This is a genomic window from Dyella flagellata (assembly GCF_030160275.1).
GTDB lineage: Bacteria > Pseudomonadota > Gammaproteobacteria > Xanthomonadales > Rhodanobacteraceae > Dyella_B > Dyella_B flagellata.
In genome coordinates this window covers 127,539-153,040 of the sequence record NZ_BSOA01000048.1, presented here as the reverse complement: position 1 = coordinate 153,040, position 25,502 = coordinate 127,539, and the positions used below count along the sequence as shown (strand labels likewise).

General features: G+C 62.8%; 24 protein-coding genes. 1 reads left to right on the top strand and 23 read right to left on the bottom strand.

The annotated features are described in order from the left end of the window. Positions 1-277: 277 nt before the first annotated feature. The 5 genes from QQJ96_RS19605 to QQJ96_RS19585 all read right to left on the bottom strand — a co-directional run bounded on the left by QQJ96_RS19605 (position 278) and on the right by QQJ96_RS19585 (position 7,015). Positions 278-1,744 (bottom strand): J domain-containing protein, encoded by a 1,467-nt coding sequence (locus tag QQJ96_RS19605; protein ID WP_284333719.1) that lies wholly within the window; start codon positions 1,742-1,744, stop codon positions 278-280. Continuing rightward, complete coding sequence (locus tag QQJ96_RS19600; RefSeq protein ID WP_284333718.1) at positions 1,741-3,432, bottom strand: molecular chaperone HscC; 1,692 nt, start codon at positions 3,430-3,432, stop codon at positions 1,741-1,743. The genes QQJ96_RS19605 and QQJ96_RS19600 overlap by 4 nt, the downstream gene beginning before the upstream one ends. An 80-nt stretch (positions 3,433-3,512) precedes the next feature. Continuing rightward, positions 3,513-5,120, bottom strand: a complete 1,608-nt coding sequence (locus QQJ96_RS19595) for a carboxyl transferase domain-containing protein (RefSeq protein WP_284333717.1) — start codon at positions 5,118-5,120, stop codon at positions 3,513-3,515. Between the two features lie 199 nt (positions 5,121-5,319). After that, positions 5,320-5,682: a hypothetical protein gene (locus QQJ96_RS19590; RefSeq protein ID WP_284333716.1), complete on the bottom strand. Its 363-nt coding sequence runs from the start codon at positions 5,680-5,682 to the stop codon at positions 5,320-5,322. Between the two features lie 154 nt (positions 5,683-5,836). Then, positions 5,837-7,015, bottom strand: a complete 1,179-nt coding sequence (locus QQJ96_RS19585; protein ID WP_284333715.1) for a thiolase family protein — start codon at positions 7,013-7,015, stop codon at positions 5,837-5,839. A 222-nt stretch (positions 7,016-7,237) separates the two neighbouring features. Here QQJ96_RS19585 and QQJ96_RS19580 point away from each other — a divergent pair, with 222 nt between their 5' ends. Beyond that, positions 7,238-10,267: a S8 family serine peptidase gene (locus QQJ96_RS19580; RefSeq protein WP_284333714.1), complete on the top strand. Its 3,030-nt coding sequence runs from the start codon at positions 7,238-7,240 to the stop codon at positions 10,265-10,267. A gap of 226 nt (positions 10,268-10,493) precedes the next feature. On the opposite strand, the gene QQJ96_RS19575 is transcribed toward QQJ96_RS19580, so the two are convergent. The 18 genes from QQJ96_RS19575 to QQJ96_RS19490 all read right to left on the bottom strand — a co-directional run bounded on the left by QQJ96_RS19575 (position 10,494) and on the right by QQJ96_RS19490 (position 25,158). Beyond that, positions 10,494-11,651: an isovaleryl-CoA dehydrogenase gene (locus QQJ96_RS19575; RefSeq protein WP_284333713.1), complete on the bottom strand. Its 1,158-nt coding sequence runs from the start codon at positions 11,649-11,651 to the stop codon at positions 10,494-10,496. Positions 11,652-11,771: 120 nt separating this feature from the next. Further along, positions 11,772-12,218 (bottom strand): excinuclease, encoded by a 447-nt coding sequence (locus QQJ96_RS19570; protein WP_284333712.1) that lies wholly within the window; start codon positions 12,216-12,218, stop codon positions 11,772-11,774. Positions 12,219-12,245: 27 nt separating this feature from the next. Next, positions 12,246-12,974, bottom strand: coding sequence for a 3-oxoacyl-ACP reductase FabG (fabG, locus tag QQJ96_RS19565; RefSeq protein ID WP_284333711.1), 729 nt, complete (start codon positions 12,972-12,974; stop codon positions 12,246-12,248). 4 nt (positions 12,975-12,978) lie between these two features. Beyond that, the gene (locus QQJ96_RS19560) at positions 12,979-13,434 is read right to left on the bottom strand and encodes a hotdog family protein (RefSeq protein ID WP_284333710.1); all 456 of its coding nucleotides are present in this window, start codon (positions 13,432-13,434) and stop codon (positions 12,979-12,981) included. Further along, a complete protein-coding gene (locus tag QQJ96_RS19555) occupies positions 13,431-14,618 on the bottom strand; it encodes a beta-ketoacyl-[acyl-carrier-protein] synthase family protein (protein ID WP_284333709.1) in 1,188 nt (395 codons plus the stop codon). The genes QQJ96_RS19560 and QQJ96_RS19555 overlap by 4 nt, the downstream gene beginning before the upstream one ends. 112 nt (positions 14,619-14,730) lie before the next feature. Continuing rightward, on the bottom strand, positions 14,731-15,447 hold the full coding sequence (locus QQJ96_RS19550; RefSeq protein ID WP_284333708.1) for a class I SAM-dependent methyltransferase: 717 nt from the start codon (positions 15,445-15,447) through the stop codon (positions 14,731-14,733). Next, entirely contained in the window at positions 15,444-15,902 is a 459-nt protein-coding gene (locus QQJ96_RS19545) for an acyl-CoA thioesterase (RefSeq protein ID WP_345782717.1), read from the bottom strand. Before QQJ96_RS19545 ends, QQJ96_RS19550 begins: the two co-directional genes overlap by 4 nt. Next, positions 15,892-16,872, bottom strand: a complete 981-nt coding sequence (locus QQJ96_RS19540; RefSeq protein WP_284333707.1) for a lysophospholipid acyltransferase family protein — start codon at positions 16,870-16,872, stop codon at positions 15,892-15,894. The genes QQJ96_RS19545 and QQJ96_RS19540 overlap by 11 nt, the downstream gene beginning before the upstream one ends. Continuing rightward, complete coding sequence (locus tag QQJ96_RS19535; protein WP_284333706.1) at positions 16,869-17,225, bottom strand: ApeI family dehydratase; 357 nt, start codon at positions 17,223-17,225, stop codon at positions 16,869-16,871. The genes QQJ96_RS19540 and QQJ96_RS19535 overlap by 4 nt, the downstream gene beginning before the upstream one ends. After that, positions 17,222-17,767 (bottom strand): COG4648 family protein, encoded by a 546-nt coding sequence (locus QQJ96_RS19530; protein WP_284333705.1) that lies wholly within the window; start codon positions 17,765-17,767, stop codon positions 17,222-17,224. Before QQJ96_RS19530 ends, QQJ96_RS19535 begins: the two co-directional genes overlap by 4 nt. Next, positions 17,755-18,024 (bottom strand): phosphopantetheine-binding protein, encoded by a 270-nt coding sequence (locus tag QQJ96_RS19525; RefSeq protein WP_284333704.1) that lies wholly within the window; start codon positions 18,022-18,024, stop codon positions 17,755-17,757. The genes QQJ96_RS19530 and QQJ96_RS19525 overlap by 13 nt, the downstream gene beginning before the upstream one ends. A gap of 22 nt (positions 18,025-18,046) precedes the next feature. Then, complete coding sequence (locus QQJ96_RS19520; RefSeq protein WP_284333703.1) at positions 18,047-18,985, bottom strand: lysophospholipid acyltransferase family protein; 939 nt, start codon at positions 18,983-18,985, stop codon at positions 18,047-18,049. Continuing rightward, positions 18,946-19,689 carry a beta-ketoacyl synthase chain length factor gene (locus tag QQJ96_RS19515; protein WP_284333702.1) on the bottom strand — a complete coding sequence of 248 codons (744 nt, stop codon included), beginning with the start codon at positions 19,687-19,689 and terminating at the stop codon, positions 18,946-18,948. The genes QQJ96_RS19520 and QQJ96_RS19515 overlap by 40 nt, the downstream gene beginning before the upstream one ends. A 163-nt stretch (positions 19,690-19,852) precedes the next feature. Further along, positions 19,853-21,076: a beta-ketoacyl-ACP synthase gene (locus QQJ96_RS19510; protein WP_284333701.1), complete on the bottom strand. Its 1,224-nt coding sequence runs from the start codon at positions 21,074-21,076 to the stop codon at positions 19,853-19,855. 28 nt (positions 21,077-21,104) lie between these two features. Next, positions 21,105-23,468, bottom strand: coding sequence for an MMPL family transporter (locus tag QQJ96_RS19505; protein WP_284333700.1), 2,364 nt, complete (start codon positions 23,466-23,468; stop codon positions 21,105-21,107). Beyond that, positions 23,465-24,103 (bottom strand): LolA family protein, encoded by a 639-nt coding sequence (locus tag QQJ96_RS19500; protein WP_284333699.1) that lies wholly within the window; start codon positions 24,101-24,103, stop codon positions 23,465-23,467. Before QQJ96_RS19500 ends, QQJ96_RS19505 begins: the two co-directional genes overlap by 4 nt. Further along, entirely contained in the window at positions 24,100-24,879 is a 780-nt protein-coding gene (locus tag QQJ96_RS19495; protein WP_284333698.1) for a glycosyltransferase family 2 protein, read from the bottom strand. The genes QQJ96_RS19500 and QQJ96_RS19495 overlap by 4 nt, the downstream gene beginning before the upstream one ends. Before the next feature lie 9 nt (positions 24,880-24,888). Continuing rightward, positions 24,889-25,158 (bottom strand): acyl carrier protein, encoded by a 270-nt coding sequence (locus tag QQJ96_RS19490; protein ID WP_284333697.1) that lies wholly within the window; start codon positions 25,156-25,158, stop codon positions 24,889-24,891. Positions 25,159-25,502 lie beyond the last annotated feature (344 nt).

The following is a 25,502-nucleotide window of genomic DNA, read 5'->3' as shown; positions in this document are numbered from 1 at the left end:
CGCGCTCCCTACGCGGTTTGTTCGGCTGGCCGGCGATGCCGGGCTTTCCCCTATCAAACAGTGCGTGCTGCACTACAGCCGAAGGGGCGCATCTCAACGGGTGACAATGACAGGAATCTTTCGTTGATGTGGCAGACAACGCGTGCGTTCATGCACCGTGCGATTTCGTCATCACGGAGTGAATGAGTCGAAAATGAGATCGATAGAAATGTCGTGCCGCGCACATCTTGTGCACATCTGTCGATGTGCGAGCGCTTTAAACAGCTATGCGTAAGAGTCAGCTACGCGCAAGCTTGGGATGAAGGTAGGCGCGATGACGCCAAAGATCGGCGATCGAGATGCCAAGCGTAAGAGCTGCCAGCAAGGGGATGAACGGAAAATCGGAAAGATCATGCATGCGCGAGAAGGCGCTCAGGACCATCACGCCAACCCAGATGAAGCCAGGCTTCGAATCACTGATGCGTGCGAAGAAATCATTCTTGATCGTGCCACGTCGCCGGGATCTACGTATTGCAAAGATGAAACAAAGCGCGATCAGCCACTCCACGTAGGGCACGGCTCCCGTTTCCTGCACGACAAGACAGCTTATGCACGCCATCGGGATTGCGAGCCTGCGCAGCCATGGCCATCGGGATGGTACGGATTCGGGCAAGCCTTGCCATTGGTCGAACCACACGGATCCCGCAAAGAGCAGCCAAAAGCCAAAGGTGGCGCTCCAGCTTATTGCAAAGGCCTTGGTCGTTGCGGATAGGTCGATCCGCCCGGGAGCCGAAGCGTCCACCGGGAAGAAAAGGCGCAGGAAATAAATCGCGGTTACCGCCAGCGCGACTCCGAATGCAGCCAATCCCATCTGGAACGAACGCAATGCGAAGCGTGGCCAGGTCATTGGGCCGCGCGTAGCTGCGCGAAACCAGAACAGCGCATGTTGCCGATCGATGGACGGAGGGAGCTGCTGAAAATTGCCGTGGCCGAGCAGGGCTTGCACCAGATGCGCGATTCCGCGGACTCGTCCGACGGACGCAGCCACGACACATGCACGCAGCCAGCTGAAAGGGCTTTGCAGCAGCGCAATGTTTTTTTGCAGAATACCCAGTTCGGGATACTTGCCGTATTGCTTTCCTATCCGCTGCGCAAGCACGCGATGGTTGGACGGAAGCAGCTCCCACAATGTCGTTTGCCGCTCACGCAGGTTCTTCAGCGCTACCGGTTCAATACCGGACAGCACATGATCCAGATCGAAGAAGTGGAGCAGAGCATCCATGCAATCGGCCGAAATCGTCTTGGGTTGCTGGAACAGACGCTGCAATACACGGTGTCCGCTCTGCTGCTTGACTTGGATCGACCAGAATTCTTCGCGTGCGTGCAGCCAGTTGGACAAGACTTGCCCGTTGCTCGCTTCCGTCGCTGCGCGGATGATTTCGTTCGTCAATGCGTCGAAGTTGATGGCCGACACGGCCATCGTCACGATGTTCGCCTGTGCAGGCATTGGCTGCGGCGATGGCGATTGCACCTGCACAGCTTCGGAATTCTGTGCGAGGGCCGCTTGCGTGGCTATCGGATGGGCCGTGGCGGCAGGCCGCGTATTCACATGCGCCAGCACCATCTTGTAGGCCGCATGCAGTCGCTGAAAAGCTTCCGGGTCTTCATCCGGGCGCGTTGTACGCAACAATCGCGCATACGCCCGCTTGACGCTGGCGACATCCGCATCCGGCGCAAGTCCCAATAGCTCGAACGCCCAATTCAAAGCTGCGTTTCCAGCGAATCCAGCGCATCACTGAAGGTTTTGCGGTGCTCCTGGATCAGGCGCTCGTCCTGCGATTCCAGGACTTGCCGGAAATGGCCTATCCACTGCTGCAGTACCTGGCGCGCCGAGAGATATTCCTCGAACAAGCGTTCGGCACGTGCGAGCAGGGCGAGGTTTTCCTGCTTGGCGCGCGGATGAATTTTCAGCTCGGACAAGGCGGCCAGGCGAGCGTGGATTTCCTCCTCGCTGAGCATGCCGGGATTTTGCTGCAGCAGCAGTTCATGGCGCAGGCCATTGGCTTTGGGCGTCGCTTCCACTTGCAGCACACCATTGATGTCGTAGGTAAAGCGCACGACGACCTCGTTGGCGGCGATGGAGAGCGTGGGGTTGAGCGCAATCTCCAGTTCGCCTAGCTTGATATTGTTCTCCACCATCGGGTTTTCGCCCTGGTAGATTTTCAGCGACAGCCTGGCCTGCCGCTCCGTCATCGGCCAGTAGCTGCTTTCGCGGCTGATCGGCACAACGCTGTTGCGCTCGATGATCGGCGAGAACAAGCCGTTCTGCACCTGTCCCTGCGTATTGCGTTGACCTATTTCAACGCCGAGCGTGTAAGGACACACGTCGGTGAGAATGACTTCTTCCAGCTTGGCGTTGCGGCTCTTCAAGCCCGCAGCGACGCAGGCACCCAATGCGATGGCTTCATCGGGGCTGACGTGGCGCAGTGGCAACTTGCCGAACATGCGCGCAATCAGCCGGGAGACCAGCGGCATGCGGCTGGCGCCACCCACCAGCACGATTTCGTCGAGTTGCTCCGGGCGCAAGCGAGCGTCGCGCAAGGCGCGCTCCAGCGGCATGCGCATGCGCTGCAGCAAGGGTTCGGCCAGATGGAGAAAGCGATCCTGGTCGACGCGCCATTGAATGTCGTGCTTGCCAATGAGACCGGTCACGCTCACCTCGGGCTGCTGGCTCAGGCTGCGCTTGGCCAGTTCAAGGCGGCGGCGTAGCAGGCCGCGTTCGACCGGGGAGAAATCGTCGGTGCGCAGTTTCAGGTCGCCCACGCAGGCGGTCTCAAGGACGTCGAGGAAATCCTCGCCGCCCAGATAATTGTCGCCGGCGCTAGCATGCACCTCGACCACGCCTTCGAACATTTCCAGCACCGACACGTCGAAAGTGCCGCCACCGAGATCGAAGACCAGGAAGCGGCTGCCTTCCCTGCGCTCCTGTAGCCCATAGGCGAGCGCTGCGGCGGTCGGCTCGTTGATTAGCCGCTCCACCTTGATGCCAGCCAATTCACCGGCGGCGCGCGTGGCCTTGCGTTGCGCGTCCGAGAAATAGGCGGGCACGCTGATCACGGCTTCCTGCACTTTCTCGCCCAAGGCGGCCTCGGCATCGGCCAACAGCGAACGCAGTACCAGGGCGGACAATTCTTCCGGGCGGAAACTGCGTTGCCCCAGCTGCACCTCACGCGCGGTGCCCATCCAGCGCTTGAACGCCGCGACGCTGCTGTTGGGGTGGCTGATCAGCCGGTCGCGGGCGGCGGCGCCGACCAGGATGTGGCCGGCTTCGTCGACGCTGACCACCGAAGGCGTGAGGTAGTCCCCCAGCGCGTTGCGGAATAGTTGCGGTCCTTGCTCACCGTAGTATCCGATCAGCGAGTGCGTGGTGCCCAGATCGATGCCGACGATCATGCTGTTGCTTTCCCCTGTACTTCCTTGAAAGACATGCGACGAGGCGCGGATCGGGATTGGCACCCAACCCGCGCAGCGCGTTACATGCGGAACACTCCGTAGCGCTGTGGCTCGATCGGCGCATTCATCGACGCCGAAATGGCCAGCCCCAGCACGCGGCGGGTATCGGCAGGATCGATGATGCCGTCGTCCCACAGCCGTGCGGTGGCGTAATAGGGATGGCCTTGCCGCTCGTACTGATCGCGGATCGGCGCCTTGAACGCCTCTTCCTCATCCTTGCCCCAGCTTTGGCCGGCCGCTTCCAGGCCGTCGCGCTTCACCGTCGCCAGCACGCTTGCGGCCTGTTCGCCGCCCATCACGCTGATGCGCGCATTCGGCCACATCCACAGGAAGCGTGCGCCATAAGCGCGGCCGCACATGGCGTAGTTGCCGGCACCGAAGCTGCCGCCGATCACCACCGTGAATTTCGGTACGTGCGAGCAGGCCACCGCGGTCACCATCTTGGCGCCGTCCTTGGCGATGCCGGCGTTCTCGTATTTCTTGCCGACCATGAAGCCGGTGATGTTCTGCAGGAACACCAGTGGCACGTTGCGCTGGTTGCACAGCTCGATGAAGTGTGCGCCCTTGAGCGCGGACTCGGAAAACAGGATGCCGTTGTTGGCGACGATGCCCACCGGGTAGCCGTGGATATGCGCGAAGCCGCACACCAGGGTCTTGCCGTAGCGCGCCTTGAACTCGTGGAATTCCGAGCCGTCGACGATGCGCGCGATGACCTCGCGGATGTCGAAGGGGCGGCGCGTGTCCTGCGGAATCACCCCGTACAGCTCTTCGGCCGCATAGCGCGGCTCCGCCGGCGGCTTCACCGCCAACGGCATCGCCTTGCTGCGGTTGAGGCTGGCGACGATGTCACGTGCGATCGACAGCGCGTGCGCGTCGTTCTCGGCGAAGTGATCGGCCACGCCCGAAGTGGCGGTATGCACGTCGGCGCCGCCCAAGGCTTCGGCGTCCACCACTTCGCCGGTGGCTGCCTTCACCAGCGGCGGGCCGCCGAGGAAGATCGTGCCTTGTTCGCGCACGATGATGGTTTCATCGCTCATCGCTGGTACGTAGGCGCCGCCCGCGGTGCATGAGCCCATCACCACCGCGATCTGCGCAATCCCCAAGCCCGACATGCGCGCCTGGTTGTAGAAGATGCGGCCGAAATGCTCCTTGTCCGGAAACACCTCGTCCTGCATGGGCAGGAACGCGCCGCCGGAATCGACCAGGTAGATGCACGGCAGGCGGTTCTCCAGCGCCACTTCCTGCGCACGCAGATGCTTTTTCACCGTCATCGGGAAATAGGTGCCGCCCTTGACGGTGGCGTCGTTGGCGACGACCACCACCTCGATGCCATGCACTCGGCCAATGCCGGTGATGATGCCGGCGGCAGGTGCCGCGTCGTCATACATGCCATGCGCGGCAAGCGGCGAGAGTTCCAGGAACGGCGAGCCGGGGTCGAGCAGGGCGCGGATGCGTTCGCGCGGTAACAGCTTGCCGCGCGCGGTGTGCTTCTCGCGTGCCTTGGCGCCACCGCCTTCGGCGCTGCGTGCAAGCTGCTGGTGCAGCTTCTCCACCTGGTCGCGCAGGCTCGCACTGCTGGCCTGGAAGTCGGGGGAACGGGAATCGATCTCAGAAGTAAGGACGCTCATGGGACGTGCAAAGATCGCCTGGGCAAACCACAGATGATAGCGGTTACCGGCCTCTCATAAAAAAACGCCGGTCGCACGCAGGCTGGGATGACAATCCCGGCATTCCTCCCGCATCCCGCTGCCGGGATTGCCATCCCAGCCCCCCAAAAAAAACCGGCCGCCCGAAGGCGGCCGGTTGGATGGAAGCTCGAACGCAGAATTACTTCTGCTTCGAAGCATCCTTGGAGGCATCCTTCGCAGCGTCGGCGGCCTTGTCGGCAGCCTTCGAAGCGTCGGTGGCGGCGCTCTTCATCGCATCGCCAGCAGCCGGAGCGGCGGCGGTGGAAGCCGGAGCAGCAGCCGGAGCAGCAGCGGTGGAAGCCGGAGCAGCAGCCGGAGTGGCCGGAGCAGCAGCGGTGGAAGCAGCGGCAGCCTTCTGAGCCTGGTCAGCAGCCTGCGTGGCAGCTTGCTGGGCCGTGTCAGCCGACTTCTGCGCGTCCTGCGCGCCTTCCTGTGCGCCGTTGCTGCAAGCCGCCAGCAGCGCGACGAGCGCGGAGGCGAGAAGGGTACGCGTGAACTTCATGGTGGATCTCCTTAGCCGTGGAATGCCAATTGGCGGATTATTAATAGCGCTTTCACGTTAACGGCGCTACCGGTTTTTACTAACAACTTTTATGCCGCATTAAACCAGGCCGGGGTTTGCACCCCGGTCTGGCGCTGAGAAAGCGCGCTTGAGTTTAGTCCAAACGTTCCACCGCCAGGGCGGTCGCTTCGCCGCCGCCGATGCATAGGGCGGCTACGCCGCGACGCAAGCCGCGGGTTTTCAAGGCATTGAGCAGGGTCACCACGATGCGCGCACCGCTGGCGCCGATCGGATGGCCAAGGGCGCAGGCGCCACCATTGACGTTGAGCTTGTCATGCGCAACGCCCAGTTCGCGCATCGGCGCCATCGCCACCACGGCGAAGGCTTCGTTGACCTCGAACAGGTCCACGTCGTCCACCTTCCAGCCGGCCTTGTCCAGTACCTTGCTGATCGCGCCGACCGGGGCGGTGGTGAACCATTCCGGTTCCTGCGAATGCGTGGCGTGGGCCACGATGCGCGCCAGCGGCTTCACGCCGCGGGCCTTGGCGTCGTCAGCCGACAGCAGGACCAGCGCCGCGGCGCCGTCGGAGATGCTGGAGGAGCTGGCCGCGGTGATGGTGCCGTTGTCCTTGCGGAAGGCGGGCTTCAATGTCGGGACCTTGCCGATGTCCGAGCGGCTGGGCTGCTCGTCGGTATCCACCTGCACGTCGCCCTTGCGGCCGGCGACGGTCACCGCAACGATTTCATCGGCGAACGCGCCGGAGGCCTGCGCGGCCTGCGAGCGCTTGACCGATTCGATGGCGAAGGCGTCCTGTTCCTCGCGGCTGAAATGGTATTTGTCAGCGCACAGCTCGCCGAACACGCCCATCGCCTTGCCGTCGTAGGGGTTGGTCAGGCCGTCCCAGGCCATGTGGTCGATCATCTTGCCTTCGCCGTAGCGAATGCCGCCGCGGGCGTTGACCATGTGCGGGGCATTGGTCATCGACTCCATGCCGCCGGCCACCACCACGCTGGCCGAACCGGCCTTGATCAGGTCATGGCCGAGCATGATCGCCTTCATGCCCGAACCGCACACCTTGTTGATGGTGGTGCAACCGGTGGCCGGGGGCAGGCCGGCGTTGAGGGCGGCTTGGCGGGCGGGTGCCTGGCCGAGGTTGGCCGGCAGCACGCAGCCCATGATCACTTCGCTCACGTCCTTGGCGGCGATACCGGACTGCTCAAGCACGGCGCGGATGGCGGTGGCGCCTAGGGTGGGGGAGGGGACGCCGGTGAATTGGCCGAGGAAGGAGCCGATGGCCGTACGCTTGGCAGCGGCGATGACGATATCCGACATGGGGATCTCCGGGGGAGCTTTTAGGCGCGTCGCGCCGAGGAAGGGATAAGCGAATTATCGCAGCCCACACTGCTTTGCAGCAAATCGGAGCTTTTTCGTGAGAAACAACGCATTCCCTCCACTCGCCTTCCGCCAGACTTAACGAATAAGCTATGGACGGATGCCGCTGTCTGGGAGTGGCGGCATTACCTTGGGAATAACATCATTCAAAGGGTGAGGGTTATGGCAACTGGGATGCAGGCATTGCGCCGCCGTGAAGTCGCGCTACTGGTCAGTCTTGCCGTGGGTTTGAGTGGTTGTGGGGGAGGGAGCAACAGCGCTGTAAAAGCGACGTTTCCGCCCGGACCGTCGCCGAGCCTGCCGCCTTCGCCCGCGCCGGCACCTTCGCCTGCGCCCTCGCCGGCTCCTTCGCCGACGCCCAGCTCGAATGTGCCGACACCGCCGCTCGACGCGCAGCTGTCCCTGACCAATACCTATGCGGCGCAGAAGGCGGGTTACACCGGCGCCGGCATCACCATCGGTGTGGTGGACAGCGGCATCATGCGCTCCAATCCAACCGTTGGCGGACGGGTAACGCAAGAGCTGATCTACGTCGATCCGACGCAGAACAACACCAGGATCGATGACGTGGTCGGACACGGCACCTGGGTGTCCGAAATGGCGGCTGGCGCCGCTTCGTCGCAATTTCCCAACTATGCTGGCGGCGTCGCGCCGGGTGCGAACCTTGTATCCGCGCGCATTATCGCCGACAGCGCGCCGGACGATAACGGCTCCACCCCGCCTTCGACGGTGACGACCAGCGATGCGCAGTTCTTTCAGCAGGTCAACTCCGACCTGATCACTGCCAATGTAAAGGTAATGAACAACTCCTGGGGCGGGATCACCTGGGATACCACCAATAGCACGCTCAATGCCGCGTTTGACGCTGCGTACGCACCTTTTGTCGAAACCCATGGCGGCCTGGTCGTATTCGCGGCCGGCAACGACTCGCAGGCCAACCCGAGCACGATCGCTTCGTTGCCCAGCTACGTGTCCGATCCGAACCTGCAAAAGGGTTGGCTGGTCGCGGTGGCGTTGAACAGCAACAACCCCACGCAGCTCGAAACCTATTCGAACCAGTGTGGCGTTGCGAAGAATTATTGCCTCGCCGCACCGGGCGACGTGATCGTGCTGGACAAGAATGCCACCGCCGGCTCCAGCAATCCCGCTTACTACATCGTGGAAGGCACGTCCTTCGCCGCCCCCATCGTTTCCGGCGCGGCGGCGCTGGTATGGCAGGCGTATCCGTATTTCAGCAATGACCTGGTGCGCCAGACCTTGCTGGGCACGGCCACGCCACTGGGTGGTTCGCAACCCAATCCCACCTTCGGTTACGGTGCGTTGAATGTGGGGGCGGCGGTGAACGGCCCGCAGCAGTTCAATTGGGGCGATGTGGAGGTGGGCTTCAGCGGAACGTCGAGCTGGAACAACCCGATTTCCGGAAATGGCGGCTTGATCCTGGATGGGCCCGGTACGCTCAACCTGACCAAGCCCTCCACGTACAACGGCAATACAACGGTCAAGGGCGGTACCTTGAACGCGGTGTCGTTGACATACAGCAACGCTGTCACGGTCAACGGTGGCGCGCTGAACGCCGGTTCGATCACGGATATGGTTACCGCGGTGAACGGCGGTACTTTGAATGCCGGAACGCTGTCGTCTACCCAGCAGATCCAGGTTGGAGCAGCGGGAACACTGGCGGTTACGGGAACCGGAACCGGTCCGTTGATCAAGGGCAATGTCAGCAATCAAGGCACGCTGGTGGTGAGTCCCAGCAACAATCTCACCATGACGGGCAACTATTCCCAGTCGGGTGGCAAGCTGGCCGTATCGTTGGGTACTTCCCTGCAAGTGACGGGTTCGGCCGCGCTCACCAATAGCGCGGGTTTGTACGTCTACGGTGCCAATCAAGGCTACCTAGCAAATAGCAAAACCATGGTGCTGTCGGCGAGCAATGGCTTGACCGGCACGTTCGCAAGCGTTTCTACGCCATCGACGGTCACCCTGCAGGCCACCTTGGGCTACGACGCCAACGATGCCTGGCTCAACGTGACGCAAGTCAACCTCACCCAGGCCGCGGGTTCGCCATATTCTTCCGCTGCGTATGTGGGGGCTCTGCGCACGCAGAGCGCGTTCAATACCATCAACAGCGTGATGAGTGGTTCGAACGCGCAGCCGCTGCCAAGCGGCTTCGTCAGCGGTGCCGCCAGCATCCAGCAATCGCAGAGCACCGCCGAGCTGCAAAAATCCTTGAGCAGCCTTTCCGGCCAGATGTATGCCACCAGCGCAGCGATGACCTTCGAAGCCATCGATGCCGACACCCGCGCGCTGTCCGACCGCTTCGACAGCCTGCTCGACAGCCCGCAAACGTTCGAGCGCAACAGTAAATTCCAGAGCTGGTCGCAGAACCTGGGTTACCAGGGCAGCTTCTCGCGCAGCGGCTACGACAATATGGGCTTCCAGCTCAACGGCAGCATGGTCGGCGGCGATCGCATGCTGGGCAATGGCGCCGTGATCGGTTACGCCATCAGCCACAGCCAGGGGCTCGGCAATCTGCAGCAGAGTGCCGATCAGGGCTTCAGTCGCGCGCTGGAAGGCATGGTGTACGGCGGCATCGTGCACGGCAACTGGTACACGATGGGCCGCTTCGGTGTAGGTAGTGACTGGCAGAACACCCGCCGCGAACTGCTGTTGGGCAGCCAGTACGCCGGGGTGGGAAGTTTCAGCAACGGCCACTACCAGGTGGCCTATAGCGAAAGCGGTTACCGCTTCAACGCGGGCAAATGGAAACTCACTCCGTACGCCGACATGGAATATGCCAATGTCGAACGCGACGGTTTCAATGAACTGGGCGGCGCCGGCTTTGGCTTAAGTTCTAGCGCGCAGAACGTCCAGCGCTGGCAGGCGGGCATCGGCTTGCGCGGTTCGCGCCAGTGGCAAATGCCCGATGGCAGTAGCCTCAGCCTGCAAGCCCGGTTCCAGTGGCAGGATGCCTTCGCCATGCACGGCGTGATGCCCTCGGCCAGCTTCACGGCCTTGCAGCAGTTCATGCCGATCAACGGCATCGGATTGTCGCGTTACGGCAGCATCGCCGGCGTGTCGTTGAACTGGCGTTTCTCGGCGCGTTCGCAGTTGTCGCTCGGTGCGGATCAATACAACGCGCAGCGCGAACACGCGACGATGGGAACCCTCAATTACAGCCTGCGGTTCTGAGCTTGCCGTGACCAGCTCCCTCCCCTACGTGTAGTAGGGGAGGGTTGGGGTGGGGTGAAGCAACCTCGCGAAAAAGTCTGTAATCCCTTAAAACCGTCATTCCCGCGAAAGCGGGAATCCATCTTGTTGGCTTTTTGCATCAGAGCAAAGTGGATTCCCGCTTCCGCGGGAATGACGGCCATGCAGAGGGTTGCGCCGGCATGACCGCGATACGTGGGGTGGCGCGTTACTCTCTACCGTGAAACAACTCACGCCCGATCAACATGCGACGGATTTCATTCGTCCCCGCGCCGATCTCATACAGCTTCGCATCGCGCAGCAAGCGCCCGGTGGGGTATTCGTTGATATAGCCGTTACCGCCCAGCGTCTGGATCGCTTCCAGCGCCACCTGCACGGCGTTCTGCGAAGCATTGAGCAAACACGCGGCCGGATCGATGCGCGATTTCACGCCGGCGTCGAATTCCTTCGCCACCATGTAGGCGAAGCCGCGTGAGCTTTGCAGCTTGGTGTACATGTCGGCGATCTTTGCCTGCATCACCCCGAAGGTGCCGATCGGGGCGTTGAACTGCTTGCGCTCGCGCGCATAGGGCAGGGCGATATCCATTGCCGCCTGCATCAAGCCGATCGGGCCGCCGGAGAGCACCAGGCGTTCGGTATCCAGGCCGCTCATCAGCACCCGCACGCCTTCGTTCACTTCGCCCACGATGTTCTCGGCGGGAATCTCGCAGTTGTCGAACACCAGTTCGCAGGTATTGGAGCCACGCATGCCTAGCTTGTCCAGCTTCTGCGCCGTGCTGAAACCAGGCATGCCTTTTTCGACGATGAAGGCGGTCATGCAACGACTGCCCGCGATTCGCGGCGCGGTGCGCATGTAGACCAGCAACACGTCCGCATCGGGCCCGTTGGTAATCCACATCTTCGAACCGTTGGCCACCCATACGTCGCCACGCTGCTCGGCGCGGCAGGTCATCGAGCCGACCACGTCGGAGCCGGCGCCCGGTTCGCTCATCGCCAGCGCGCCGACGTATTCGCCGGAGCACAGCTTATGGATGTACTTGCGCCGTTGCGCTTCGTTGCCGTTGTGGAAAATGTTCTGCACGCACAGATTGGAATGCGCGCCGTAGGAAAGCCCCACCGAACCGGACGCGCGCGAGACTTCCTCCATCGCCACCATGTGTGCCAGGAAACCCATGCCGCTGCCGCCGTATTCCTCCGGCACGGTGATGCCGAGCAGGCCCAGGTCGCCCATCTTGCGCCACAGGTCGTGCGGAAACAGATTGTCGCGGTCGATATGGTCAGCGCGCGGCGCGATCTCCTTTTCCGCGAAGGCGCAGACGCTTTCGCGCAGCAGGTCGATCTCTTCACCGAGCGGAAACGGGCGCATGACGAACTCCTGGGGAAGGGGGTATGAGGCCTGCAATTGTAGCGCAGGGGTCCTTCCCGGCTCTGACGCGGCGCAGCGTGCCGCTACCCTCTCCCTGGCAGGGAGAGGGTATTGAAAGGCTTACGGCTGCACCTTCGCCAGCTTGCCCTTCAAGACCACGCCGGACATCAAGAAGCCCACGTGGCACTCGTACTTTTCGCTGTCGCGGTATTCGTTGTCGTAATCGCTGACGATATCGACCACCGCATTGGCGCCGGCCGCCTTCGCCTGGTCCTGCAGCGCGATCAACACCGACTGCAAGGCCCAATCGCAGGTCTTCTGGTCGGCCTTGCCGAAGGCATTGGTCTTGCGGTTGACGCTGACGTCCTCCTTGAGCACGGTGACCTGGCCTTGCGGACCACTGCCGGCCAGATAGAACTTCACCGTGCCATCCAGCTTGCCGGACTGGGTCGCCTCCGCCACGGCATTGGCGAACGGGTAGTGCGTGATCTTGTCCTTGGCCGATGCTAGCGCGGGAACCGTCAGCGCCAGCGCGGCGGCCAGCAACATTCCAACTTTAGTTTTCATACCCTGTTCTCCTTGATTGGTAAATTTTCAGCACAACCCACCATTCACCGCCAACACCTGTCGCGTGATGTAGCCCGCTTCCGGGCTGATCAGAAACCGCACCGCCGCGGCGACTTCATCTGCCGTGCCGGCGCGTTGCATCGGAATGACCTTGAGAATCTCTTCCAGGGGCAGCTCTTCGCTGGTCATGTCGGTATCGATCAAACCCGGCGCCACGCAGTTGACGGTGATCTTGCGCTTGGCCAGCTCCACCGCCAGCGCCTTGGCCGCGCCGATGACACCCGCCTTCGATGCGCTGTAATTGACTTGGCCGCGATTGCCGATCAAGCCCGAGACAGAAGTGATGCATACGATGCGCCCGGCCTGGCGGCGGCGAATCATCGGCATGATGATCGGGTGCAGCACGTTGTAGAAGCCGTCCAGATTCGTACGCAGTACCTGGTCCCAGTCATCGTCGCTGAGCGCGGGGAAGGCGCCATCGCGCGTAAGCCCGGCGTTGCATACGACACCGTAATAAGCGCCATGCGCTTCGACGTCCGCTTCCAGCGCCGTTGCACAGGCAGCCCGGTCGGCTACGTCGAATTGCAGAACCCGTGCCGTACGACCCAATGCCCGAATCATCGCGCCGACCTGTTCGGCTTCCTCGCGGCGGCTGCGGCAATGCAGGACGATGTCATGGCCCGCTTGCGCCAGCTTCAAGGCGATAGCGCGGCCGATGCCACGACTGGAACCGGTGACCAATACTGTTTCAGCCATGCGGCTACTCCTTGGATTCCTGTTCGAAGAACGCGTTCACATCCGGTGGGCTGAACACGTTCAGGCGTGCCTCGGCGTGGATGCCGGGGCCTTCGATGTGGCAAAGAAAAACAGCCATGCCCTGCTCGTCATGGAACTCACGCACTGCTTCCACCCGCAGACGGGTGCCGGCAGGAAAGCTATCGACGTTGCACGAATAGTGCCGGGTACCTAGCAGAAACCCCAGCTGTACTGGACACTGTTGCGCGCGGGCGCGACAGCCGGCCCAGGCGGCGATGGCCTGCGCCATCAACTCCACGCCCACCCATGATGGCATGCTGCCATCCTCATCCACGAACAGGCCGCCTGAGTGGACCGTCCGCGTGCAAACGATACGCTCGCCTTCCACTTGCTCGATGCCGTCGAGCAGGATCATCTCCCCGGCATGCGGTACCACCTCGGCGATGGGCCACGGCGTCATGCGCCATCTCCCAGGATCAGTGCTGCGTTGTTGCCACCGAAGGCGAAGGAATTGCTCATCAGATAACGCCGCCCACCCGCGGGCAGATGGCTGTCGACGTGGGTGAAGTTCAAGGCGGGAAACGCAGGATCGGCTTGGCCATCCCATCTGTGGGGTGGTAGGCGGCGTTCGGCACGCGCATCGCTCAAGCTCAACCAGCAGAAGGCCGCCTCCAGCGCACCGGCCGCGGCAAGCGTGTGGCCAGTCAGCGATTTGGTCGACGAACAGGGAATGGATGTCCCGAACATGCCTGCCACGGCCTGGGCTTCCATGCTGTCGTTATGCTCGGTGGCCGTGCCGTGCAGATTGATGTAGTCGATTTGCGTGGCGTCCAGTCCTGCATGCTGCAAAGCCTGCTGCATCGCCTTGGTTGCCCCGGCGCCTTGCGGATCCGGTGAAGACATGTGGTAGGCATCGGAACTGGCACCGCTGCCGAGCAGCTGCACCGGGCCGGGCTCGCGCGTCATCAGGAACAATGCCGCCGCTTCGCCGATATTGATGCCGCGGCGGTGCTTGGAGAACGGATCGCAGCGTTGCAGATCGATCGCTTCCAGGGCGTGAAAGCCGTTGATGGCCAGACGGCATAGCGTATCCACGCCGCCGCAAACCACGGCATCGCACAAGCCGATCCGCAGCAGACGCTGCGCACTCATCAGCGCGCGCGCACCGGATGTGCATGCGGTGGAGATGCCATAGCATGGCCCGGAGATTTCCAGCCACTCGGCGAGAAATTCCGCCGGTGCGCCCAGCTCCTGCTGTGAGTAGTGATATTCGGCCGGCCACTTGCCGTCGCGGCGATAGGCGGCAATGCCGTGCGTTGCTTCTTCGATGCCGGTGGTGCTGGTGCCAAGTATCACGCCGACACGCGCTGCCCCATAGCGCGCGATCGCTGCGCGGATGTCGGCTTCAATTTCCAGCGCCGCGGCGAGCAACAGGCGATTGTTGCGATTGTCGCGATAGCCCAGCCTGTCGGGCACGGGTGGAAGTTCCACGCGCACGCTGCCCAGTGGCGGCTGGTGGCCTGGAATCCAGCCTTGCTCCGCACGGATACCGCTGTCGTTGCCCGCGAACATGGCTTCGGCGACCGTGGTCTTGCCGGCGCCAAGGTTGCAGACCACACCAAGGGCGTTGAGGTAAGTGTTCATGGCAAACCCGTAGGCTGGGATGCCAATCCCAGCATCGCGCGGCATGCGTGCACGGCCGTGCTGGGATTGGCATCCCAGCTTACGGGGCGCGCGGTGAGTTTGGCCTTTTTCCTCATGCCAGCGGTTTCCGCGCCGCCACGTTCACCAGCGTCTCCTCCCTTTGCCCGGGCGGAGGCGGCGCCCGCAGGCCCCAGCGTTCCAGCAGGCCGAAGTCCTTGGAACGGCTCCACCACAGATAGGGCAAGGACACGTTGCTCGCGTCGAATTCGAAGCCCTGTCCGCGCAGCATCTCGAGGTATTCCTCGGCGCTCTTCTGCACTTCCATGGGATGCCGGAAAAACCAGCGGATCACCCAGGTGTCGATATAGGCCTTGGTCGATTCGGCGAACAACAGCCAGCCGCCTGGTTTCAACACGCGCCAGAACTCGGCCAGCGCGCGCTCCTGCTCCACCAGGTGATGGAAGGTCTGATGGCAGAACACGATATCCACGCTGCGATCGGGCAGCGGCATTTGGGCGCAATCGGCTGCATGGAGTTCGACCGAGATGCCTTCGCGCGCGGCCTCTGCTTGCGCAAGCTCGATGCTGTGCGGGTCGGCATCCAGGCCCAGCATATGCGTGGGCTGGAACGCCTCGCGCAGCAGGCGGAAGGATTTGCCCTGGCCGCAGCCGACGTCCAGCAGCAAGCCGCCTTGTGGCAAGGGTTCCCCGAACAGTCGCTTCAGGTCATTGATCGCCACGCGCAGCACGTGATGCTGCCACGTGTGAGTACGCAGGAATTGGAAACCGATGCGGGTTTCTTCGACGTAGGTTGGGCTGGCGTAGTTCATGATGCGAGGGAAGGGGATTGTTGCGGATCACGGCGCAGTCGCTGTTCGACCGCATCGATGAAAACCCGGGGGGATTGGAGCTGCATCTCGCCGTTGGCGATGTTGACTGCCACCTGCACGCTGCTTGCACGCGTGACACGCTGGCCGGTGGACGCATCCCGAATCAGATAATGGATCAACAGACGGTTCTGCCATTCGATCAAATCGGCGCGCACCACGAGTCGTTGCCCAAAGCGGGCCGCTTGCACATAGCGCAACTGCAGATCGATCACCGGCCAGGCATAGCCGGATGCCTTCATCTGCACATAGTTGTGGCCGATTTCGTCGAGCAGCGCGCAGCGCGCCACTTCAAGATACTTCACGTAGTGGCCGTGCCAGACCACGTCCATCGAATCGACGTCGAAGAACGGCACCAGGATTTCCACGTCTTTATGCAGCACGCCGCTAGTGCGCATCGGCGGCCTCCTTCGGTTCAGGCCGTTCGGCCGACTGCCAGTAAGCGTAGAAATTGAACCACTGCTGCGGCGCGATCAAGCATTGCTGGGCCAGATGCTCCGCGTAGCGTCCCACCCAGTCGCGAATGGTCGCGTCGCGCCGTCCGCGTTCCCATTGCGCCTGATCGAGGAACCCATCCAGATAGATGCGGTAGCGGCCCTCGACCTTCAGGCAACACAACAGATTCACCGGGCAGCGCAGCAGGCCGGCCATCAGCCAGGGGCCTTGCGGAAAAGCCGCCGCGTGGCCGAGAAAATCCACCGTCACCCGCCGTCCATCGTTCAGCGGCACCCGGTCACCGGCAATCGCCAGCCATTCGCCGCGTTCCAGCCGTTGTGACAGATCCATCATCATCGCCGTATCCAGCTCGCTCACCTGGATCAGCCGCATGCTGCGGTCGCCGGCTTCGCCTAGCAGGCGGTTGAACTGCGCAACGTGGCGGTTGTGCACCAGCACGTTCAGCGGGACCTGTTCGCTTAGTTCGGCCATTGCCCGGCACACGTCGGGATTGCCAAGGTGTGTGACCACCAGCATCTCGCCACGGCCACCTTGGCGGCTGCGCAGCAGGCGCGAACGTACGCCGGAAGGATCGACCAATTGCACTTGTTCGTAGCGCAGCCGGCCGCGCCATACGTCGAGCCGGTCCAACAGGTTGTCGGCGAAAGCGATGAATTGTTTGAATACGCTGCCCAGCGTCGGCTGCAATGTCGGCTTGCCGCTCCATTCGGCCAGATAGCTTTGGTATTGCCGGATATTGCGCCGCGCGGCGCGCGCGGAGGCGAAGAAATACAACACGATCAGATACAGCACCGGCGCCAGCAAGCGACGGCCGAAAACCCGCACGCTGAGGGCGGTCAGCCACATCAGCACAAAGCTGCCGCGCTCCTTGTGGGTAGACCAGTGGCGCTCCTGCAGTCCTTGCGCACTCATGCTTCGACACTCCATGCGAGCCGGCCGGAAGAATAGGCGGTATTGCCGCGACGATAGGCGAAATACAGTTTGTGTCGCGCCGTATCGTAACGAAGGCTCAACTCGACCCGATCGCCGGGGCGCAGCAGGCGCTGGAACTTGAGCGCTTCCATCAGCTTGCATCGTACGGGTGTGCCAAAGCGCTGCGCCGCCAGCGCCAGCGCCCAGGCGATCTGCACCGCGCCAGGCAGCACCGGAGCCTGTGGAAAGTGGCCGGCGAAATAGACCAGCTCAGGTGGAATCAGCAGCTCCAAGGCCCACACGCCGTCCTGCTGCTGTTCGTCCAGCACCACCGGATCGCGCGCCGCGGTCATGTTGCACCTCGCAGGCGCCGCCGCAGCAGCCATTCGCCGATAAACAGCGTGCCCATGATGAAATACACCAGCAGGCCGTTGTACAGCGTCCACCATTTCAGCGGCGCCCATACCGTGAGTGCCGCGGACACCACGCCGTTGAACACGAAGAAGCCGACCCATACCCAAGTGACCTTGCGTGTATAGGGTATTGCAGCATCCGGCAGGTCGGGCTCGCGCACGCGCGCGATGCGTTCCACCAGCGGTGGCCCGAACTTCAAGCTGAGGCCGAAGGCGCACAACAGCAGCGCGCTGATCAGCGTGGGATACCAACGCAACAAGGTCGCTTCGCCGCTCAATGCGAGCAGGGCGCAATAGACCAAAGCCGCACCCAGCATCCAGCGCCCGCCCGGCTGCTTCAGCAGGCTGGGCGCGCGGATCAGCCAGATCGCACCCAGCACCAGCGCGAACATCGGCGGTGGCACCCGGTCCATGCCGAAATACACCACGAAGGGGTAGAGCACCCCGGCCAGTGGCAGAAGGATCGAGGTCAGCTTGCGCATGCGTCCTGCTGGGCCTGCACGAAGGCGGCAAGAGTGGCGACGGTGGTGAAATGTTGGCGCGCGTCCTTCGAGTCGGAGGCGATGCGAATGTCGTAGCGCTTCTGCAGCGCCAGCGCCAATTCCAGCGCATCCACCGAATCGAGGCCGAGGCCTTCGCCGAACAGCGGCAGATCCGGCGGAATATCGTCCACCGTGACATCCTCCAGATTGAGGGTGTCGATGATCAGTTGCGCGATATCCTGTTGCAGTGCGTTCATGCCGAGTATTCCTTCAAGATCTTTATTCGTAGACGGAAAAAGGGCGGTCCTGCCGTTTTTCCATTCGACCAGCCAGGCCCAGGTCCGGGCTCGTCTGCAGCGGATCATTCGCGCTTGGCAAGTGCTCCGCATTGGGCCAACCATGCTCTGCGTTAGCCAGTTGCAAGGCGTCCCGATAGACATGTTGCAAATGCTCATTGAGCCGACGCGAAGCGATCGGCAGTGGCGCCGTTGCATGGAAGGTTTCCGGCGCGATGTCCGGACCCACGCGCAGGGTGACGCGTACGCGCCGTTCCGGAATGCGGTACCAAGGCTCGGCTTTGGTCAGCGTGGTGGGCCGCACCGTAATGAAAACCGGCGTAATCACACGCGCGCCGCGTAGCGCGATTGCTGCGGCGCCACGATGAAAGACCGGTGCCCGGTTCGGTGCCGTACGGGTGCCTTCGGGAAAGACGATCAGGGTTTGCCCTTCGCGTAGCGCGTCGGCCGCCTCTTCGAGCATATCCGGGCTGCCATTGTTGCTGATGTATTGCGCGCTGCGTACCGGACCGCGCGTAAACGGATTGCGCCACAGGCTTTGCTTGACGATGCAATTGGCATCGCGGATATGCGCGATCAGGAACACCACGTCGATCAGCGACGGATGATTGGCAATGATCATCTGCCCAGGGCGGCCAAGCCGCTCCGCACCCTGGAATTCGAACTCCAGCACCCCGCTGCGGTACATGAACTGCACGTGCAAGTAGAACGCCCTGCTTATCGCATTGCGTACCCTGCGGCGGCGCGTTGCCGCATCGCCGGGCAACAAGCCGAGCAACGGCAGAATGAACAGCCGCAGCACCAGGCCGCCCAGGCCGAACAGCACGAAACTCGCGCCGGTGGCCAATAGCCGCCAGAGATAGTTAGCGCCGCTGGAGCGCTTTAGCGGATGCGATGCCATGTCCATCGACGTGTTTTCCATGCATGTTCGAGTCTGTCTTCGCCGCCATGCAGGGCGCGAACGAAATCCAGGGCGTGCGGCCAGGTAGCGGTCGTGGACGTCCCTTGCTGCGGTTCCAGGCACAGCTCCCAGCCTTGATCGGCAGGCGCGGCCGGATTCGAATCGATTCCCCCAACTCTCAATGCGACAGCATACGAAAACGGCACATCGTCGATCCAGCCGTCATAGGCGCTGGGCGGGCGCTCCTCGGCTATCACCACCAGCACCGCCGGTGCGCCCTCGCCCAACAAGGCCGCCGCTTCCACCATGGCGTGCTCGAACGTATCCGCCTCGCCGGCAAGCGCCACCGATTCGCCGTGCTGCCCGCGCAGGATCGACCATTGCCCGGCGATGGCGTTGTGCACCGACAGGCCGAACTGGGTGGGCGAAAGCGGTTGCCCGTCGGCTACTTCGCTGAGCAGCGCAAACGTGCGAGGTGTTTCACCGTGGCGTGAGGCGAACACGAAAGGCAATTGTTCCTGCTCGCCGCATAACGGCCATGCGGCATGCATGGTCATGCGCGCCAGCCGGCTGAGGCGACGGCGTTGCATCGGTGGCAGGAATTCGCAGCCGGGTTGCTCGCCGTTGTCGGGCAGGCGAACGGGATGATGCGCCCATGCTTGCCAGGCTTCGTCGGTGTTTAAGCCGGGAGCCCAGGCATGCAGTTGGTCGATGCGGAATTTCATGAGACTGGGCTCCTCCCCCTGCTTGCAGGAGGAGGTTGGGAGGGGGTGGAACAATCTCGCGGTGAACTCCAACTGTGTGGCAAGCGCGGGCAACCCCACCCCAGCCCTCCCCTGCCAAGCAGGGGAGGGCGCCGTTCCAGGTCACTGGCGATCAGCGCAGGCATCAAACCATTGCCCTGAAGATCAACGAAGTATTGATGCCGCCAAACGCGAAGTTATTGTTCATCACATACTCCGCGCTCATCGTGCGCCCCCCATTCACGATGTAATCCAGCTCCGCACACGCCGTATCCGGCTCGACCAGGTTGATGGTCGGCGCAAACCAGCCGTCGCGCATCATCTGCAGCGCCCACCACGATTCCAGTGCGCCGCAGGCGCCTAACGTATGGCCTACGTAACTCTTCATCGAGCTGATCGGCACCCGCTTGCCAAGCACCTGCGAGGTGGCATGACTTTCCGCCACATCGCCACGATCCGTGGCGGTGCCGTGGGCGCTGACGTAATCGATCGCATCGGGCGCAAGCTGCGCATCCTGCAGCGCCAACTGCATGGCCATGGCCATGGTTTCGCTGGTGGGTTGGGTCACGTGGTTGCCGTCGGAGTTGCAGCCGAAGCCGACGACCTCCGCATAGATGCGTGCACCGCGTGCCAGGGCGTGTTCGTATTCTTCCAAAACCAGGGTGGCGGCGCCTTCGCCTACCACCAGGCCGTCGCGCGCTTTGTCGAATGGACGCGGCGTCAAGGTGGATTCGTCGTTGCGCGTACTGGTAGCGAACAGCGTATCGAAGACCGCCACGCTGGGGCCGGAGAGTTCTTCCGCGCCACCGCACAGCATCAGCTTCTGCTTGCCTTGCTGGATGCTCTCATAAGCGTAGCCGATGGCCTGGCTGCCCGAAGTGCAGGCGCTGGAGGTCGGCAGGATGCGGCCCTTCAGGCCAAAAAACACACCGATATTCACCGCGGTAGTGTGCGCCATCATCTGCACGTAGCTGGTGGCCGTCACTCCCTGCATGGAACCGGTTGCCAGCATGCGGCCCATCACGCGGATCGGTTCCACGCTGCCACCGGAAGAGCCGTAGGCCACGCCCATGCGTCCATCGCCGATGCTTGGATCATCCCGCAAGCCGGCATCGCGCAGCGCACGTTCGCTTGCCGCAACGGCCAATTGCGCCACGCGGCCCATCGAGCGCAGGTGCTTGCGTGGCCAGTCGGGGATCTGGAAATCGTCCACCGGGCAGCCCAGCCGGCTGTTCAGCGATTCAAAGAAATTCCACTCCGGCATCTTGCGCACGGCGTTACGGCCCTGACGCAGGCGCGGCTCGATCTGCGACCAATCGTGCCCTAGCGGGGTGATGCCGCCCATGCCGGTGATGACGACACGCTTCATCGGCGCGTGCTCCGTGCGAAAGCTAAGTTCATGACAAAGAAATCCGTGATGCGGTACTGGCTGGCACCAGCAAGGCGGTGAAGCCGATGCCCAGCAACAGCGTAAGGCCGAAATCCTGCAGCGCGGGCATCGAACTGAACGCCAGCAGGCCGAACGATAACAGGGCGGTGGCGGCGGACAGCAGCACGCTGGCATACATCGCGCCCGGGCGATGCGTGACGTGCGGTTCGCCTTCGCGCAGGAACACGGCGTAATTCGCACCGACGCCCAGCACCAGCATCAAGGCCATCCAGTGGAACAGTGTGAGGGCATGATGCAGATAGCCCAGCACCGCCAACGTAAAACCGATACCCAGCACCGGCGGCGCAAGCACGCTAGGCATGCTGCGCCAGCCATAACGCCAGCCGAATACCGGTACGATCAACAGCACGGCGGCCAGCAGCCAGAGACTGGCGTAGCGGCGGTAGCGGCCAAACAGTTGCGATACGCCGGCGGCTTTATCCACCAGCGTCACGCCCGGTAGATTCGCCGCGGCTTGTTGCAGCGCCGTGTTCGAAGCGTCGCCCTGCGGCAACACCAGCGATGCAGCACCGCCGGATGCTTCATCACCCATCCATAGATAACGAAACGGCGTGGCGGCCGGCGTTTTCAACCAAGCCTGCAAATGCAGGGGTGTGCCGGGCCATGCCTGCAGCAAGCGGTCGATATCCGCATCGCGAAAGCCGGCCTCATGCAGCCATTGGTGAGTGCGCCCGGCTTGAGCGAACAGCGGCGCTATCAGCGCCTGATTGGCCTGCTGGCGCTGCAGCGACGGCACCATGCCCGCTAGCCCCACCCAGCCTTGCAGCTGTCCCGCATCCGTCATGGCTTGCAGGCGCTGCTCCAGCGCTTCTTCGCGTTGCAGCACCTGCTCTTCGTTCGCGCCCTGCACCAGATAGAACTGTGTACTGTTGCCGAGGCCGGTCACGTCGCGAATCTGCTTCTCTTGAGCGACCAGTGTGCTGGGTGGCGAGATCAGCAAGTGCACATCATCGTCATGATGCATTTGCAGCCAGCCCGGTAGGGCCAGCAGCAAGGACATCGCACCCAGCAAAATACCCCGGCGCCCAGCAACGCAGCGGGAAATCGCACTTTGCAACACCAGGGCGCCGCGAACCGAGACATGGGTAAGCGGCTTGGCCGGTGTTTGTAGCAACGCTGGCAGCAAGAAGAACACGCTCAAGCAGGCCACTACCATGCCCACCATGGCGAAACACGCCATTTGCCGTAGCGCCGGGAACGGCACCAGCCCCAACAAGGCGTAACCCAGCAGCGACGTGCCCAAGGCCAACAGCAGCGCAGGGCGTACCTGCCGCAAGCCCTGGCCCGGGTTCCAATTGCTGCCGGCATTGGCGCGTGCGGTCAGATATTGAATCGAATAGTCCACCGCTTCGCCGAGCAGCGCCGCGCCGAACACCAGGGTGAGCAGGTAGATCTGGCCGAACACCAGCACGCTCACCGTGGTGGCCGCCACGATACCGATGGCGGTGGAAAGAAATGCCAACAGCAGTGGGCGAGGCGAGCGGAACACCAGCAGCAGCAACAGCGCGATGCCTAGCGTGGAAATCAGGCCTACCCGGTGCACGTCGCGCTCCGCATCGCCCCGTGCGGTGGCGGCGTAGAACAAGGCGCCGGTGCGCAGTACGCGAGTACCTGGGTGATCGTGCTCGATGCTGTGTTCGGCCTGATCCAGTACCGCCAAGGCACGGCGTTGGATGCCATCGTCGTACGCCGATCCGCTCAACGTCGCCGTCACCAGTACATAGCTGCCGTCATCGCGATGCGCAGTCAGCAGATTGTCTTCCGGCAACAAGGGCGAGCGGCTCCACGGCTGCTGTTCCAGCCAGTGCTGCAGCCAGCCGAAAGGATCATCCTGCAGGCGCGTGCCGACGCCGGTGACGAAAGGCTCATTGATGTGCTGTGCCAGGGCTTGCCTGGGATCGTAGCCGGGCTGTGCGAGCGCCTGGCGATCCGCTTCAGTCAGCAGGCTAAAGCGGTGCTGCAGATACGGCGCAAACAGCTGCTGCAGATCGAACGGTGGCAACTCGGCGGTGACCGAAGCAAACACCTTGTCTTTGGCCAGCAACTGCCCGAGTTCGCGTGCGGCTGCTTTCGCTTGTTCGTCATCCTTGTTCGCCGCCAGCAGGATCACGCGATTGCCATTGGCATGGGCCAATCGTTGCGCAGCGACTTCGGCCAGCGGATTGCGCTCGGTGGCCGGCAGCATGGCCAGCAGGTCGGTCTGCACCGGCGAGCGCCCACGCCCAAACAGCAACCACGCGCAAGCCACGGCGAGCAGCAGCGTCGCCAGCATGAATCCCACCGCGCGTAGCCACAGGTTCCGTTGCGTCATGGCACGTCGAGCGCGTGCTTTTCCAGCGCGCTCAACGGGCCGGCGTCGTGGGTATCGGTCATCTGGATATCGGTTTGCGTGCCATCCTGCATGATGATGCGGATGCGTTGCAGGTAGTTGCCACCGTCGAGCTGGATGCCGCGCAATACTTGCGCCATCCGCGATTGCCTGGGCGTGAAGTGCAGACTCCACTGCGCTGCGCTGCCATCCGCCTGCACGTCGAACTGACGCGTCACGGCGTCGAGCTGCCCGGTCAGCATGCCCTGCAGCATCTGCGAGATCTGGTTGATACCGCGTTCGCTCCGCACCGGCTGCATATGACCGTCGGCATCAATGCGCATCGTGCGCGATCCAGTCAGCGCTAGCGTTTGCTGATACGGCTGCTTTACTTGCCAGAGCATGCCGTGGCCGGTGACGAACAGCAGCTGGCCGCTGCTGGATTGCGCCTGGGTCAGGGCCGGGCTTTGGCGTTGCTGGGTGAAACTGGCGCGGACGGCGCTGTGCTGGCTGAGCCGATCGATGATCGAGTGGAGCAGATCCGTGTTTTGCGCATGGGCGCTACAGCAAACAAGCAGCAACACGAGTAGGGCGCATCCGGCGAACCTGTTCAGCAGGCCGCGGGGATGGTGAGTCATGCAGGACATGCAGCGCTCCTCTTCCGCTTACGCCACAACAGCACCGGCGCCCGCAGCAGCATCCCCAGCAATAGCCGTGTATGCATGGCGGAAATGCGCAGATTGTCGTGCAGCATGTGGAAATGGGACAGGCCGTTTTCCGGGTACACCACCCGGGTTGGCAGATTGCGCACTGGTACACCACGCCAGATGAGGCGTACCGCCACCTCGGTATCGAAATCCATGCGCGCGGGCAGGGGCGCGCGATCGATCTCGGCACACGTTGCTTCCAGCGGGTACAGACGGTAGCCGCACATCGAATCACGCAGCATGAACGACAGCGTTTCCAGCCACACGCATACATGCGTGACGTAGCGTCCATATAGCCGGGCGCGCGGTACGCTGTCGTCGTAGATCGGCTGGCCGCAGATCAGTGCCTTGGGCCGGGCGCGGCCCTCGGCCAGGAATCGCGGCACGTCCGCCACGTCATGCTGGCCGTCCGCATCGATCTGCAGGGCATGGGAGTAACCGGCATCGCGCGCCGCGATCAGGCCGGAGGTGATCGCGCGCCCCTTGCCGCCGTTGCGCAGCAGCCGGATCAGCCGTACCTCGGGCGAAACCAGGCCATCGAGCACCGCCCGCGTGGCTTCGTCGCTGCCGTCATCCACGATCACCACGGGCAAGCCATGCGCGCGCAGCGCCGCGACCGTGCTCGCGATGGTGTCCTTGTGGTTGTAGATGGGAATCAGCGCGCAGGGATGGAAAGCTCCCGCGGCGGCGGTTGGCGCGAACGGCATGGCCTACGTTCAGCGCGTTAGCAGCGCACGCACGGCGGCGACTACATCGCCCACCGTGCGCACGGTTTTGAAATCCTCGGGCTTGATGCGCATGCCGGTCATGTCCTGCACCTGGATGGCGAGGTCCACGGCATCGATGCTGTCCAGTTCCAGCTCGGTGAACAGGTGCGTGTCGGGGGTGACCCGGGCAGGGTCGATCTCGAACATTTCGCGCAGCACGTCCTTGAGCCTGGACAGGATGTCCTCGTCACTGATCCCGGTTTTCAACATTGCGTTCATACACACCAACCTGCTTGCGGCCATGCATGCCTGTCCGTGGCCCTTATCGGCCGAGTGCTCGCACACTGCAGCGGGATAGGGCCGAACCAGGCGTCGATTTTTTCCTAACCCGCGCAGCGGGTTCCCCTGAAACCTTTTTTGCCCATGGCGACAATGCCTTAGCGCGCCACGGACGCGGAAAATTCTAGCAGAACTGCCGGCTTCCCGCCGTCAAGCGGCTGAATCGCGGGGTCGTGGCGCGCCGATAATTTCAAAACTGCATGGTGTAATTTTCCAGATCGGGCGCGGCACGAATGGTTGTCGCTATGCCCAGGGCCATGCGATCTTTGCGCGCATCAACAGGG